Raw genomic sequence first — 14,761 nt, 5'->3', positions numbered from 1 at the left:
GCCTGTCCCGTTCTCGTCAGTCGCGCAAGACGACAACCATCCGGCCGCCTGCCGAAACTCGCTTTGGACGCCACAGCCTTCGTCGCCCGGTCATCGATTTCGAGACGGCTCAGGTTCTGCTGTGTAACAAGCGATCCTGGCTGCATCAAAGGCATATTGTGTTGTCTTGGCAGCCGAAGAAGGTCAGGGATGGCATCGTCGGCCCAGCCTGTCAGGCGCGGATAGCGAGGCGACCATTTGGCGAGCCGGGCGGCGAGATCGGCCCGCACGATCGGCACGTCGCGATAGGCTTGCATGGCGCGCTCCTCGACGGTCGCCCGGATCGTCGGCGCCAGGAGGTCGAAGCCGTAGGAAAGGCCGCCGCCCATCACGATCAGGTCGGGGCGAATAGAGATGCAAGAGGTTGGTGAAGCCGATGCGGAGCCACTTGGCTTCGGCCTCGACCAGTTGGCGAGCCGCCGCATCACCCGTCCGCGCGGCCTCCACGACATGCCGCGCCGAATCGCCATTGTTCGAAAGGCGCCTGGGCAGCAAGCGCGGTGCCGGAGGCGACCGCCTCGGATCGATAGATGCTCTCGAAATGGCACCGCCGGATCATCCTCAATAACCCGTGAGATCAGTACTACTCGGCAGCCAAAGGCAGCGGCCGTTCACGCCTGTGCTTTATCGTCAGCCAAAGATCCTCGTTCTCGATGACGCAGGCAGTCAGCGCGGCGCCGCTTCGTGTTGTCTCGCACCACGCAATCATCTGCATATCGCTCATCGCCCCCGGGTGGCCATGGACAGCGATTCGTTGACGCCGTACGAGCGGACGTCGATGTCGGTGATGCCGAAATCCTTCAAGCGCGCGGAATGTTTCTCTGTATACGTTTGCGCGCGCGCGACGCTGTCGAACAGATAGACTCCGCCCGCGACACCTCGATCAGCCGCCTCGGTCCACACTTTCCAGATCAGCCCCGGCTCCTTTGCGATATCCAAGGCCAATCCATCTAGCACACGGGCCATCTCTTCGCCCCACGGCCCAGGGAACCCGAATTCAAACACCAGAAGCGTCGCCATGGTCCGTCCTTTCCAATGCTTGAAATTTCGCGCCCGCCAGCTCGGGCGGGTGCCGATAGCAGATTGACCATTGCTTCATGCGCATTCGTTGGATGCTTGCGCCCCACGAAGCCTACCTCCACGTGGCTCAAAACCACCGATCAGCCGCTCGGCCGTCCACAGCTAGTCTGCTGAGATCGCCACGATCGCCTCCACCTCGAAAAGCATACCTTCGAGGGCCAAGCGCGGAACCGGAACTAGCGTGGCCGTCGGCATCATGCCAGGACCATAAGCACGTGCGAACTCCTCGCCGAGAATGTGAAGCTTCTTCTCATCGTGATCGACGACCAGCATCGTTTGTTTGATGACGCTCTGCAGATTGGCGTTGACAGCGGCCGCAGCGACCGCAAGGTTCTCGAGGGCTTGCCGTACCTGAAGACGGAAGTCAGGTGAAAGTGACCCGTCCGGCGTTTCACCGCCTTGCCCAGCTATAAATGCGATGCGGGTTCCCGTGCCGAGCCGGGCAACATGCGAATAGCCGTAAGCGGACGGGTCATAGAGGCTGGCAGGATTGATGAACTCGAATGCTCGAGTCTGCGCCGTTTTTGCATTAGCCAATGCTTTCTCTCTCTATCTTTTGCTGGGTTTGTGGTCGATCCAGTCGTAACCGCTACGCAAGCGATAAGTGACCCCGTCGAGCTGCTGCCGTATTGCGCTACAGCTCGACGAAAATCCTCGCGTAGTTACATCGCAACAGATTGACCGGCGCCTGGCCGTGGCTGATATTTGGAAACGGCCTCATTCACGCATTGCGAGAAGAAGCCCTTACCGAAAGCTTTGACTTCTTCCGTAAGCTCCGGCCCCGCCAATTCTGCCGTGCCGACGCCGAAGATTGCCTTAGGGTGGTATTCGACGTTCAGTTCCTGCAACTTGGCGGCATGCTCACCACGAAGGCGAGACAAAACGAGAAGAGCTGCCTCAAAGCCGCCAGTCGCGGGACCAGCTGTAAACAGCTTGCCGTCTTCAACCACGGAACCGCCTTCGACGACGTCGCAGCCGAACTCAGACAGGCGATCGATACATTGAAGATTGGTTGTTGCGCGCTTGCCTTGCAGCAAACCAGCCGCGCCAAATAGCAGGGCGCCAGCGCAAATCCCGATAAAGTAGGGCTCGTGCATGGCCTGCTCTTGAACGAAGGCGATGGTTTGCGGATCTGAATATACCTGCGGCGCCATGGCTCCCGCCACAAGAACGTCCAACTGCGGGCATTCCGAATATGTTGTCGTTGCGGCCAGCGGTAGGTCACCCCATCCGCGGATCAACTCCTTGGTCTTTCCTACGTGGTAAAGCTCCACGCCTGATGAGAATCCTAAAACCGATTGGACCCCAACGACGTCCATCAACAAAACCCCAGGTTCGATAAGCACGCCCACCTTGATGGGGCGATCTGCAATCTCGTTCACTTTGGACTCCAATCCGCAAACATCCTCTTGCAGTCCGCAGCTTAGTGACCCGTTGCTTGGCGTAAACGACAATAAATTGACGATTTCCGCCAAAATCGGTACTGAGCAACCAATCGCCCCATGTTGCTCAGGATGCCGTCGCGGAACAAAGGTCCACACATGCCACCAACGAAGTCGGTGCAACTCATTGCTTTCTCTAGGATGAGTTTTCTGGATATATCCGGGCCGCTCGATGTGTTCCTCACTGCAAATCTCGTCGTCGATGGACCTCATCAGCCTTATGATATTTCTGTCCTGTCGCCTGCTGGGTCTGTGGAGATGCCCGCAAGTATCTCCATTCATACCGACGCGTTAAGCGAGGATACGGCGCCGCCGCATACATTGATTGTGCCGGGTGGACCGGGCATTCATGCCTTTTGCGAGGGGGACCGGTTCAAGTCCATTTTCGAGGTGCATGCCAAAAAGGCGAGCAGGCTAGCGTCGGTATGCACCGGAGCCTTTGCATTGGCTGCTGCTGGGCTGCTTGATGGGCGCCGGGCAACGACACACTGGCAGTCCTATGACGACCTTGAAAGCCGTTTTCCCAAGGTGCTCGTCAAACGGGGCCCCATCTTTGTCAATGACGGTCATATCTGGACATCTGCCGGCGTGACCGCGGGAATAGACCTCGCGCTTGCGATGGTCGAACAGGATCTTGGACAAGCCGTGGCGCTCGAAATTGCCCGCAACCTTGTGATGTTTTTGAAGCGGCCGGGCGACCAGGCGCAATTCAGTGTTCCCCTCACATTGCAATCCGAGAGCGGTCGTTTCTCCGACCTTCATGCCTGGATGAGTGCCAATCTTGCTGAAGACTTGTCGATCCCTGTGCTCGCAACACGTATGAACATGAGCGAGCGCAGTTTCCTGCGGCACTATCGCAGTCATACGAGACGCACACCGAGCAAGGTGGTTGAAGCGCTGCGCCTGGAGGCGGCGCGGCATTTGCTTCTCAATACCGATCACCCCATGAAAGATATCGCCGCCCGATGTGGTTTTGGGAATGAGGCAACGTTCTTGCGGCGATTTGGCAAATCGTTTGGCACCAGCCCCGGCCAGCATCGCGCACATTTTGGATCTCAGATGCCAGATTAGAATGCCCAGCGCTTATGGCGATCCAGCCTTGAAAAACTCGATTCGAGCATGCTGGATGGCTGCATCCATCGAGCCCCGAGACGCAACAAGTCGTGCGCGCGATGCTATCGCCGAGCGCATGGCGGCCACGTTAATTTCGGCTTCTGAAGAGTGATCGCGGCGCGCTGAGGCGACCGCGGGTCACCTGGAGAGCCGATGAGACAGCCATCCGCCTTTGATCTCGACACGATAGCGCTGACCGTCTTTTCGGCAAATGGCGCGAGGGGCAGCTTGGTCTGGGGGCGCAGCTCATGAGTCTGGCGGAGCTCGAAAGCCTGGTCAAGCGCCAGAATGCCTTCATAGACTTCCCGAACCGGCCGTGGATGCCCGAGACGACGTCCCCGAGGGGGCATGTCTATGATGTCGTGATCGTCGGGGCCGGGCAGAGCGGGCTTGCGGCCGCCTATGGGCTCATGCGCGAGCAGGTGACGAACATCATCGTGCTTGATGCGGCTCGCGAGGGGGAGGAGGGTCCGTGGACGACGTTCGCGCGGATGATCACCCTGCGAACGCCGAAGATGCTTAGTGGGTTGGACTTCGGCAATCCGTCGCTGTCGCCGCGCGCCTGGTTCGAAGCGCAGTGGGGCAGGTCAGCTTGGGACGAACTCACAAAGATTCCGCGAGGTATGTGGCAGGATTATCTGATCTGGTACCGGCGCCTGCTGGGCATTCCGGTGCGCAACGACAGCCGCATAATCGACATCGTGCCCGCGCCTGCGGCGGGGCTCTCTCTGCGCACCGCGGACGGCAACGAATATCTGGCGCGCAAGCTCATCCTTTGTACGGGTCTCGACGGCAGCGGCCGATGGGAAGTTCCATCGGTGGTGAGCGAAGCGCTGCCACGTGATCGCTACGCCCACACCGCTGACACGATCGATTTCGGCGCTCTTGCCAGGCGCCGAGTCGGGGTCCTGGGAAACGGGGCGTCGGCGTTCGACAATGCGGCGATGGCGCTTGAGCAGGGGGCTGCACAGGTATCGCTCTGCCTTCGCAAGGAGAGTTTTCCACGCGTCAATGTCCATAAATGGATGGAGACTCCGGGTTTTCTCGGTCACTTCGCGTCTCTGCCCGACCTGGCCCGCTGGCGCTTCCTGCGTCAGGTCACTTCGGTGAGTCAGCCGCCACCACAGGACACGTTCTGGCGCTGCAAGCGCCATGCGAACTTCTCGCTGCATACCGGCGCAGCCTGGACTGGTGTGGCTTTGGATGGTGATGAGATCGTCGTCGACACGCCCAAAGGGCGGATGGGCTTCGATTTTCTGATCGTTGGCACCGGAATATCCCATGCGTTGCATCTACGTCCTGAGCTTGCCGGCATTGCCAATGACATCGCCACCTGGAACGACGTCTTCACGCCGCCGGCAGACGAGGCGGACACCTACCTGGGCCGGGCGCCTTATCTGGGCGCGGGCTTTGAGTTTCAGGAGCGCGAGCCCGGGGCGGCACCTTATCTGCGTCGCATTCATAATTTCAGCTATGGCGCGACACTCAGCATGGGGTTGTCGGCGGCCTCCATCAGCGGCATGCGCTACGGCATCCCGCGCTTGGTGCGGGGCGTCGTCGGAGATTTGTTCAGGGAAGATCAGGACAGGCATTTCGCGTCCCTGCTCGCTTACCGCGACGAGGAGATTTCGACGCTGGAATTGCCAGATGACCCATCGCTTATTCCCGGCCCGGGGATGGCGGCCTCCCGAGACACAACCGAGGTGTCGGTTTGATCCTGACGGCGAAGACGGCGGATATAACGCCTTCGTCTCAGGCACCTCCAGGATCCTGTACTTCACGCGCTCTAGCTTTCCAGAGGCTTTCTCCGAAAGGAAATCCATGTATCCCGCGCCATTCAATTTCATCAGGGTGGGGAGCTTCTCGGAAGCTTCCGCGGTTCTGGCGGCCGACCCGAACGCCAAGGCGATTGCTGGTGGGCAAACCCTGATCCCAATGATGAAGCTGCGTCTGCTGAAGCCGGCTCTGCTCGTCGACCTGCGCGGAATTTCCGGGGCGCGCGACATCGCACTCGGCGACGACGCCGTCGAGATCGGTGCCCTGGCGACGCATGTGGACATTGCAGGTTCGGACGTCGCTGAACGCTTCAGCATTCTGCGCGACTGCGGACAGGGCATCGCCGACACGCAGGTTCGCAACATGGGCACGATCGGCGGATCATTAGCCGAGGCGGATCCGTGCAGCTGCTGGCCGGCGCTGCTGGTTGCGCTCGATGCACAGGTTCTGTGCGAAGGCCCCGACAGCCAGCGTGTCCAAGGCGTGCGCGAACTGTTGGAGGACGCTTACACACCGGCCCTGGAGCCGGGCGAACTGATCACGCGCGTCGCCATAGCCCGCCCGGCGTTGGAGGGCTACGGCACATTCGTCGCCTTCAAGCGTTGCGCGCCTGCCTATCCGACGGCGAGCTGTGCCATGCAGATCGCCTATGACGGAGATCGGATCGCCAGCCTGCGTATGGGCTTCGGTTGCCTCGGCCTGACCGCGTTCGCCTTCGACGAGGGAAACGACATCGCCGGCGGCAGACAGGTGACTGAGAACCTGGTCGAAGATGTAGCCGAAGCCGCATCGATCTTCGTCGAGCCCTTCGCCGACGCTAAGGGTACGGAGGAATACAAGCGGGAACTCGCGCGCGGCCTGGTCAAACGCGCATTTGGCATCATCGAGGCACGCCGTCTCGGGCGCCCGGCAATGGAGACACATCAATATTATGGCTGAGTATCCGACTGTGCGCATGGCCCTGAAGCTGAACGGCCACCAACTGCAATTTGAAGTCGAGCCGCGGACTCTCCTGGTGGAGCTAATCCGCGAGAACGCCGGTCTGACCGGCACGCATGTGGGCTGCGATACCAGCTATTGCGGCGCCTGTACGGTGGTCGTCGACGGCCGCTCGGCCAAGTCCTGCACGGTGCTCGCGCTGCAGGCCGATGGCGCAGAAGTCACCACGGTGGAGGGACTTGAAACGCCTGAAGGCCTGCATGTCCTGCAGCAGTCCTTTGCGGAAAATCATGCGTTGCAGTGCGGCTTCTGCACACCCGGCTTCCTGATGTCGGCGCTGGCGCTGCTCAGCGTCAATGCCGATCCCGACGAGGCCGCCATCCGCAAAGCCTTTAGCGGCAATACCTGTCGCTGCACCGGCTATCTCCCGATCATCGCGGCGGTTAAGGCCGCCGCCGTCAAGCTCAAGGAAACCGTACAATGAAAGTTGACATGGACGGCAATTTCGAGGTGACTGCGTCGCCTGCCGAAACCTTCGTCTTCATCACCGAGCCGCGGACCTTTGCTCCGATCCTTCCCTATTTCAAGGAACTGCATTCAGTCGAAAGCGACGGCTTCGTCGTGCTCCTCGAAGTGGGCGTCCCGCAGGTCCGGGGGCGTGCCGACGTCGCAGCGCGCCGTGTCGAGTCATTGCCGAACGAGCGCGTGGTCTACACAATCAATGGCCGCCATGCGCTGGGCATGATCGATGCGCGCATGACCTTCGTCATCGAGCCAATCGAGGCTGGCTCGCGCGTGAACTGGACCAGCGTGGGCACCGTCAGCGGTACGCTTGCTTCCCTGGCACAGGGCATCCTGCTGCCGTTGGCGCGACGTCAGGTGAAATCACTGGTCGTGGCGGTGCAAAAGGAGCTCGGCGTCGTGCAGCCCGAGCCGGCTGCCTCCACCGGCCTGATGAAGCGCTCGGTCGCCTCGATGAAGGGGCTGTTCGGCGCCGCAAGGGCGAAAAGCCCGAACGAGGATCTGTCATCATGAGCAACGACAAGCCCATCGTGCGGCGCGAGGACGGCCGCCTAATCCGCGGGCATGGCCGCTTCGTCGACGACGAAGGATCACGCGCACTTCATTGCAAGCTGGTGCGCTCGCCCTATGCGCATGCGCGTATACTGGGGGTGGACACCCGCCGCGCCGAGTCGCTGCCGGGGGTGGTCTGCGTCCTAACCGGCGCTGAAGTACGCGAGCTAACCAACCGCTTCCCACAGATGGCACCGGAGCCGACCAGCCGCATCAGCGACTATTGCATGGCAACCGAACGAGTGCGCTTTCAAGGAGAGCCCGTCGCGGCTGTCGTCGCGACGAGGGCCGCCATCGCCAGTGACGGCGTTGAACTCGTGCGCGTCGACTACGACCCCTTGCCGGTCGTCGTTGATGCAGTTGCCTCGCTGGGGGTCGATGCGCCAATCCTGCACGATGAATCGGGGACCAATCAAACCTGGGGCTCGCTGTTCGACTGGGGAGACGTGGACGGCGCTTTTGACAGCGCCGATGTCGTCGTCGAGATCGACCGGCTGAAGTTCCATCGTTTCTCGAGCACGCCCCTCGAAGGATTTGCCGGTCTCGTCACCTGGGAGCCGACCGGGCGGGTGGACATGCTGTGCAACCTGATCCAGCCGGGCGTGGCGATGAAGTTTATCGCACCCGCGCTGCGAATCTCGCCCGAGCAGCTGCGCATCCGCACGCAAGACATAGGCGGCGGCTTCGGCATCAAGCAGAACCTCTATCCTTATCTGATGATCGCGGCGCTGTGCTCGCGCAAGGTGGGTTATCGCCCGGTGAAGTGGATCGAGGAGCGACGCGAGCATCTACAAGGCAGCGCACATGGCAACGAGCGCACCTTCCTGGACATCCGTGTAGCGCTGACGGCCGATGGCGAGATCACCGCAGTGGACGCGCGGCACGTCGACGATTGCGGCGCCTATCCGCGCTACGAGCCACTCGGCGCGGTCATCTGGAGCCAGGTCGCTCCGGCCTCTTACCGGTTGCAGAACCTGCGTATCGATTTCCGTCAGGCAATGACCAACAAATGCCCCGTGGGGCCCAACCGCGGCTTTTCGCGAATGCAGAATGTCTGGTTCCTGGAGCGGGTGATCGACATCTGCGCCCATGAGATGGGCATCGCACCCGATGTCATGCGCAAGCGCAACTATGTCTCCGAAATGCCATGGACCACGCCCAACGGCTGCGTCTACGATTCCGGCGACTACGGCGCCATGCTGGACATGGCGAAGGATCTGATCGGCTGGGACGATTGGATCGCCAAGCGCGACGCCTGGCGCGCCGAGGGCCGGATCGTTGGCATCGGGATCGGCACGGCGCTGGATTCCGGCACCAACAATTTCGGCCAGTCGCGCATCGTCAATCCGAACTCGCCACTCTCCGGCAATTCGGAGGTGGCCAATGTGCGCCTGGGCGTGGACGGCACAGTCACCGTTTCCGTCGGCTCAGTGCCGCAGGGGCAGAGCCACGAAACGATCGCCGCGCAGGTTGTCGGTCAGGAGTTGGGCATATCCTCCGATCTGGTTCTGGTCGCCATCGGCTTCGATTCAGAGCGCATGTCGCACAACAACCATTCGGGTACCTATGCCTCGCAATTCGCGGTGACGAGCCTCGGCGCCATCCATGGCGCCGTGGAGAAGTTGAGGCAGGAACTGCTGCGCGTTGGCAGCTATTTCCTAGGCCAGCCTGTCGAAACGCTGAGGGTAGGCACCTTCGATGGCGTCGCCTCGGTGGCCGCGCCCGATGGGCGGTCGGTTTCGCTGGCGCGGATCTCGAACCTCGTCAACGCCCAGAGCGCCGAGCTCCCACCTGAGCTTATGGATGTCTCGCTGAATTGCCGCCATGTCTATCGCGCACCGTTCCAGGTGCCGGACATCGAGAAGAAGTTCGGTAACCTGACGCTCACCTATGCTGCGCAGGTGCATGTCGCCGTTATCGAACTGGATCCGCTCACCTATAACATTCATGTCCACGACTATTCGATCGTTGACGACTGCGGCAAGGTCATCAACCATCAGATCGTCAAGGGCCAGGTTATCGGCGCGGCCGCTCATGGCTTTGGCGCCGCGCTGATGGAGTGCTTGAAATATGACGAGGCCGGCAACCTTCTGACCGCCACCTTCAGCGACTACTGTCCCTTGACGATCATGAACATGCCCAACCTGCACTACGGCAACCGTGAATCGCCGTCGCCCTTCACCTATAATGGCGCCAAAGGCATGGGCGAAGGCGGAGGCGGTCCGATCTTCGCGATCTCGTCTGCTCTACAGGATGCTGTGGCGACCACCGGGATGCGGCTCGACCAGTCGCACTACTCGCCCAGCGATATCCACGCGTTGCTCTCAGGCCTTGCCGAAAGACGGGGTGCTAAGGTGTCAATGACGGTGCGTACGCCATCACGCGAGCCGTTGCCGGCGTGAGGGAGGGCGACTACGTTGGCCGATGTGCGGCCGTGCGAACGGAACCTAGATGACGCCATCGGGCACCTACCGCGACTTTCCGGCCGAAAGGCTGAGATATCTCTACGAATCCGTGCGCCTCGGCACGATGCGGGCGGCAAGCGATTTCCTCGACATGGCACCGTCCTCCATCAGCCGGCAGATCACCGCGCTGGAGAAAGAAATCGGCATCGAACTGATCGAGAAGAACCGGCATCGCGTGCTCCTGACCCCAGCCGGCGAGCGCCTGATCGAATACTACCGCGACCGCCTGGCGCAGCAGGAAGCCTTGGTCACAGACCTGGACGACCTCAAGGGACTTCGCACCGGTCATTTGAGGATTGCCGTAGGCACCGGGCTGATGCGTGTGGTTATCGCACGGGCGGTGGCTGAGTACACGGCAAAGCTGCCCGGCGTTCGGATCGATGTCGTCTCGGCCCCCTCGCGCGCCGTCATATCGATGGTCCGCGACGACATGGCGCATTTCGGCGTGGTCATGGATGCACCGATCGATCCGCGCGTCTGGTCGCGGTCGAATTTCCCCGAGCCAAACTATCTGATTGTCGCGCCGCACCATTCGCTGGCGTCTGCGTCCAAAATCGACATTCGCGATCTCGTCAATCAGCCCCTGATCCTGCCTGAAGGTGGGTTCCGCATTCGCGATGTGCTGTCCGAATTCGAGGCTAATCATGGTTTGTTTCTGGACACGCGGATCACCGCATCATCCGTCCAGTTCATAGCAGATGTGACCTCGGCGGGCACGGTCGCAACCATCATGCCGCTTGGCTGCGTTTCCGACTATGTGGAGGCGGGCCGACTGCTTGCGCTGCCGATCTCGAATCCGGAATTGAACACTGGACGAGTGAACATCGTCACACGCGTCGGCCGCCGCCTATCATCGGCCGCCGTCGCATTGCTGGATCTGCTGGAACGGCAGATGAAGAACCGCAGCCGACCGGCACGCCCCACCGCCTAGGCTCAGCAAACGTGCCAGAACTCCGTCCTGTCATCCGCCACGCGGAGCTGGGCGGCTTCGCTGCGAGCCGTACAGCAGTCACAAATGCCAGGCAGGCGCATCGCACACGTAGATGTTGCTCCACGCGACGCTGCCTTTGGCAGAAGTGGGACTGTCTTCGGGGCTGCTTTCGTCGGGATGTTGCAATCATGGACAAAATCCAACGCCGCCGTTGCCTGCTCGCATTTTACCTAATTGTGATGCTAAAGCGGACCTAAGCGATCGCAGGTGAGCGCCATTCGATCGCGCTGATGGAGAACCGCAAGATGCCGCCAAAAAAAGGATCGAGTGATGTCTCCCTCGCATTCCAAGCTTACGAGAGCCTGCGCAAGGATATCGTTACCTCCCAGTTTGAGCCCAACGCTCGATTGCGTCTGGATGAATTGCGTCTTCGCTACGGCGTGGGGCCTAGTCCCCTGCGGGAGGCGCTGATGCGCCTGGAGTCCGAAGGGCTCGTCCTCCTGGAGCCCAACAAGGGTTTCCGAGTCGTGCCTATCTCCAAGGATCATCTGATGGACGTGATGCACGTTCGAACCGAGATCGAGGTCCTCTGTTTGGGATGGTCAATCGACCAGGGCGGCGTGGAGTGGGAGTCCTCACTCGTTGGCGCCTTGCATCGGCTCAAGCGCTTCTCGAAGACGGCGGTCCCTTCGGCAAGTTCGTCCGACGACTGGCGCACTGCGCACCGGGCCTTCCATTCCGCGCTGATCTCGGCGTGCGGCTCAGAACTTCTAAAATCGTTTCACTCGGGGCTGTTCGACCAGGTCGAGCGCTATATTGCCATTTCGGTTGGTATCACCGACCAGCCGCGCGACGACATCTCCGAGCATGAGGGTTTGGTGCAGGCCGCGCTCGACCGGCAGACCGAGGAAGCGGTCGAGTTGCTACGCCAGCATCACATGCGCACGCTCGAGAAGCTCGTGACCCAGCTGTTCGGACCGGCTGCCCAGAAGGGCGCCCGCGGGAAGCCTACGGTCAAAAGCGCCGGCAGGGGCCGGTCCACCACGCTGGATCTTTCGTAGCAGTCGCTCGCAGCGGTGCGGGCGGGTAACGGGAAGGCGCGACTTGCATCATTGCAGCCTGGATCAAAGGCATCCGCGTCGAACGGATCAATTTCGATGCGCCGTTCGGGTTTCCAGCTGTTCATTTGGCCGGTGCTGCTCCGGCTGGCGGAACATGGCGGAAGGCGGCCGTGGGAGGCCGCCGCTTGCCTAGTGGAAAGCGTCGAGCAATCTCTGGGTGTTCGCGCCGAAGATATCGGCGGGATCGCTGCCAGCAAGTTGCGTGTCCGGTTCGAGCAGGCCCATCGGAAAGGGCCAGTCTGAACCGAAGACAATGTTGCCGCCTCCAAACACGTCCCTGGCAGCTGTCAGTGTGGCGTTGGAGTGGGTAACGCAATCGGCGTGGAAGCGTTTCAACTGAGCGCTCGGCGGCGCGATGCTCGTGTTGACGCCAGGGCGGTCGGTGCGGAAGCCTTGCTCCCATCGTCCTGCAAGCGCTGGCACCGTGCCGCCGCCATGTGACAGGAGCACCGTCAAGCCATCGAAGCGTGCAAGCACATCGGAAAAGACCATGTGGGCGACCGCGATGCCGGTTTCCTGCGGGTTGCCGAGCAGGTTGGTGAGGTAGAAGGGTTCCAGCCGCTGGTCGTGGCTCTCGCCCGGATGCAGGAACAGCAGCGCGCCGCCGTCTGACAGGACGCGCCACAAACCGTCATACTCGGCTCGGGAGAGGAAGACGCCCGAGCCCGTCGAGGCGGTGAAGAGCTTGTTGCCAGCCGCCAGCCGCTCGGCTGCGATGCGCTCGGCCTCGCGCGGATGCTCGATCGGCAGGAAACAGACCGATGACAGCCGGTCCCGCAAGGGTTCGACGATTTCGTCAAGGCCTGCCGTCAGAGCGCGCGCCCATTCGCCGGCCGCTCCAGCCTCAAGATGCGGCCTGAACAACGGCGGCGGCGGCGAGACCCAAGCGCGACCGATGGAGAACCGGTCCATCCAGTCGATGAGCGCCGAGGGTCGGAAAAGCTGCTTCATGCCGATCGTCTTGCCGTCGATCAGAAGTTTTTCGGTTGCCGCATCCCATTCGATGCCTCGCACGCCCGACAGATGGCGCGATTGCACCGGTACGAGATGGGTATGCGTGTCCAGTACGATAGCCATGCTGTCCTAGTCCTTCTGCAGCGGGCGGGCGGGCATGGCCTTCGCAGCTTCGTCGCGAAAGGTGCCCTCGCTGCAGATCAGGACGATATGGTCGTCCGGCCGGACCAGCACCACGGACCCGTCTCCGACCCCCAGCCGCACGCGGAATGCGTCGCCGATATCAAGCAGCATGCGGGCGCGCAGAGGATCCGACGCCGGGATGTCCCAACGCGAAACCGCGAAATGGCGAAGGCGATCACGGTCATCGGCGGGCATGTCCAGCCGGCGGCGGGCATCGCAGAAATGAAGCGCGAGGAAGTTCCCATCGATCAGGTCATGAGCCCGCATCGGTTGGCCGTCCGGACCCTGCAGGCGGAAGTCGGGGAGCCGCTCGCCGACGCATGCGGGGGCGAGCTCGGTGCAGGCCATCGACCATGAGCCGGTGCCGTTGACGTCGAGACGCATGCCAAGCAATGAACGCGTATATACATTGGCCCAGTCCGAGCCGGACATCACGTCAGTGGCATCGCCCCTGGCATCCATGAGATGCCGCGCCGCTTCCGCCATTTCGCCGGCGCCCTTGACGGCGATAGTCTTCTGCTCCTGCTCGTAGCCGTCGAGCAGCGACTCGTACGCAAGACCCTTGTGTACCCAGGCTAGGCGCCAAGGCAGGTTGTGCGCGTCGGTGGCGCCAGTGTTGAGGCCGAGTGCCCACATCGGCGTCAGCAGGTGGGCAGCATCACCCATCAGGAAGACCCGGCCGTCACGCCAGTTCGTCGCAACCCGATGATGCACACGGTAATTCGCGCTTTCCAGAATGACCGCTCCGTCGACATCGCCGATGAACTTGAAGACGCGGGCCTTCAGGTCCTCGGGCGTTGGCTGGGGGGCGTCCTGCACGGCCGGAAAGACGAAGCGCCAACCATGCGGCTGACGCACAAGGATCATCCATTCCTTCGGATCGGAGAAATAGGTGAGGTAGGGGTAGTCCCGTGGATTGGCGACATCGAGGTCCAGGTCGAGGTCGATGAGCGTATATCGCAGGTCGAGGGACGTGCCTTCGACCTCCACGCCCATTTGTGCCCGTGCCGAGCTGCGCCCACCGTCGCAGGCCAAGAGGTAAGCGCCCCTGACCTCGATCAAACCCGCTTCGGTTTGGAAGGTCGCAACCACGCCGTCAGCATCCTGGCGATACTCGATCAGCTTGTGGTCGTATGAGATAACCTGCGGGCCTGCCCGCTCGGTCAGCGTCTTTGTCAGCAGCGGTTCCAATTGGTGCTGTGGCAGGTTTGCGAAGAATGGAAAGCGGGTTTCGGCATCGACTAGCCCCGTTCGCAGGGACAAGGTCAACTCGCCGGTGCTGCGCTTGAGCTCGCCTATCTCCTCGACGCGGATGGCTGCGCCGACGATATTGTTCACGGCCCCATAGCGTCGCATGATTTCGAGTGTCCGAGGCAGGATCGTTCCAGCCTTCGTCATGATCGAAGGACCTGCATTAGCTTCGAAGACGCGCACGGGAACGCCGTAATGGCGCAGCCCAAGCGCCGTCAGCAGCCCGACCGGCCCGCCCCCGACAACGATGACAGGTAATTCTGACTCGGTCATGCCGATACTCCAGCTTGCACTTTCGCGCACAGGATCATTTCCTCATTTTAACGTCAATATGAAAAATCATCGATGATTTGCAAAATTAGAGAAAACATCGCAGATCGTGGTTGACTCGCA

13 protein-coding genes and 1 pseudogene are annotated in these 14,761 nt (G+C 61.4%); 8 read left to right on the top strand and 6 right to left on the bottom strand.

The features are described from left to right. Window positions 1-245: 245 nt before the first annotated feature. The 4 genes and pseudogenes from AC1DPX_RS29865 to AC1DPX_RS29850 all read right to left on the bottom strand — a co-directional run. Window positions 246-525 (bottom strand): annotated as a pseudogene (locus AC1DPX_RS29865) (ROK family protein); the annotation flags it as partial. A gap of 234 nt (window positions 526-759) precedes the next feature. Beyond that, a complete protein-coding gene (locus tag AC1DPX_RS29860) occupies window positions 760-1,059 on the bottom strand; it encodes a monooxygenase (RefSeq protein WP_477241207.1) in 300 nt (99 codons plus the stop codon). Between the two features lie 162 nt (window positions 1,060-1,221). Next, complete coding sequence (locus tag AC1DPX_RS29855) at window positions 1,222-1,656, bottom strand: RidA family protein (RefSeq protein WP_477241205.1); 435 nt, start codon at window positions 1,654-1,656, stop codon at window positions 1,222-1,224. Window positions 1,657-1,781: 125 nt separating this feature from the next. Then, window positions 1,782-2,501, bottom strand: coding sequence for a DJ-1/PfpI family protein (locus AC1DPX_RS29850; RefSeq protein WP_477241203.1), 720 nt, complete (start codon window positions 2,499-2,501; stop codon window positions 1,782-1,784). 159 nt (window positions 2,502-2,660) lie between these two features. On the opposite strand from AC1DPX_RS29850, the gene AC1DPX_RS29845 reads away from it, so the two are divergent. The 8 genes from AC1DPX_RS29845 to AC1DPX_RS29810 all read left to right on the top strand — a co-directional run bounded on the left by AC1DPX_RS29845 (window position 2,661) and on the right by AC1DPX_RS29810 (window position 11,920). After that, entirely contained in the window at window positions 2,661-3,632 is a 972-nt protein-coding gene (locus tag AC1DPX_RS29845; RefSeq protein WP_477241201.1) for a GlxA family transcriptional regulator, read from the top strand. A gap of 290 nt (window positions 3,633-3,922) precedes the next feature. Next, on the top strand, window positions 3,923-5,389 hold the full coding sequence (locus tag AC1DPX_RS29840) for an FAD/NAD(P)-binding protein (RefSeq protein WP_477241199.1): 1,467 nt from the start codon (window positions 3,923-3,925) through the stop codon (window positions 5,387-5,389). After that, the gene (locus AC1DPX_RS29835; protein ID WP_477241197.1) at window positions 5,322-6,389 is read left to right on the top strand and encodes an FAD binding domain-containing protein; all 1,068 of its coding nucleotides are present in this window, start codon (window positions 5,322-5,324) and stop codon (window positions 6,387-6,389) included. Before AC1DPX_RS29840 ends, AC1DPX_RS29835 begins: the two co-directional genes overlap by 68 nt. Then, on the top strand, window positions 6,382-6,873 hold the full coding sequence (locus AC1DPX_RS29830) for a (2Fe-2S)-binding protein (protein WP_477241195.1): 492 nt from the start codon (window positions 6,382-6,384) through the stop codon (window positions 6,871-6,873). The genes AC1DPX_RS29835 and AC1DPX_RS29830 overlap by 8 nt, the downstream gene beginning before the upstream one ends. Continuing rightward, window positions 6,870-7,424, top strand: coding sequence for a CoxG family protein (locus AC1DPX_RS29825; protein WP_477241193.1), 555 nt, complete (start codon window positions 6,870-6,872; stop codon window positions 7,422-7,424). Before AC1DPX_RS29830 ends, AC1DPX_RS29825 begins: the two co-directional genes overlap by 4 nt. Beyond that, window positions 7,421-9,865: a xanthine dehydrogenase family protein molybdopterin-binding subunit gene (locus AC1DPX_RS29820; protein ID WP_477241191.1), complete on the top strand. Its 2,445-nt coding sequence runs from the start codon at window positions 7,421-7,423 to the stop codon at window positions 9,863-9,865. The genes AC1DPX_RS29825 and AC1DPX_RS29820 overlap by 4 nt, the downstream gene beginning before the upstream one ends. A 49-nt stretch (window positions 9,866-9,914) precedes the next feature. Continuing rightward, entirely contained in the window at window positions 9,915-10,859 is a 945-nt protein-coding gene (locus AC1DPX_RS29815) for a LysR family transcriptional regulator (RefSeq protein ID WP_477241189.1), read from the top strand. 290 nt (window positions 10,860-11,149) lie between these two features. Further along, complete coding sequence (locus AC1DPX_RS29810) at window positions 11,150-11,920, top strand: GntR family transcriptional regulator (RefSeq protein ID WP_477241187.1); 771 nt, start codon at window positions 11,150-11,152, stop codon at window positions 11,918-11,920. Between the two features lie 189 nt (window positions 11,921-12,109). Here AC1DPX_RS29810 and AC1DPX_RS29805 read toward each other — a convergent pair whose 3' ends face one another. Continuing rightward, window positions 12,110-13,057, bottom strand: coding sequence for an amidohydrolase family protein (locus AC1DPX_RS29805; RefSeq protein WP_477241185.1), 948 nt, complete (start codon window positions 13,055-13,057; stop codon window positions 12,110-12,112). A 6-nt stretch (window positions 13,058-13,063) separates the two neighbouring features. Continuing rightward, window positions 13,064-14,641, bottom strand: coding sequence for an FAD-dependent monooxygenase (locus AC1DPX_RS29800; RefSeq protein WP_477241183.1), 1,578 nt, complete (start codon window positions 14,639-14,641; stop codon window positions 13,064-13,066). Window positions 14,642-14,761 lie beyond the last annotated feature (120 nt).

The organism is Mesorhizobium sp. 01N446 (assembly GCF_056399285.1).
Note: the sequence above shows the minus strand (reverse complement) of the source record. Positions and strands in the feature narration are given on the sequence as shown.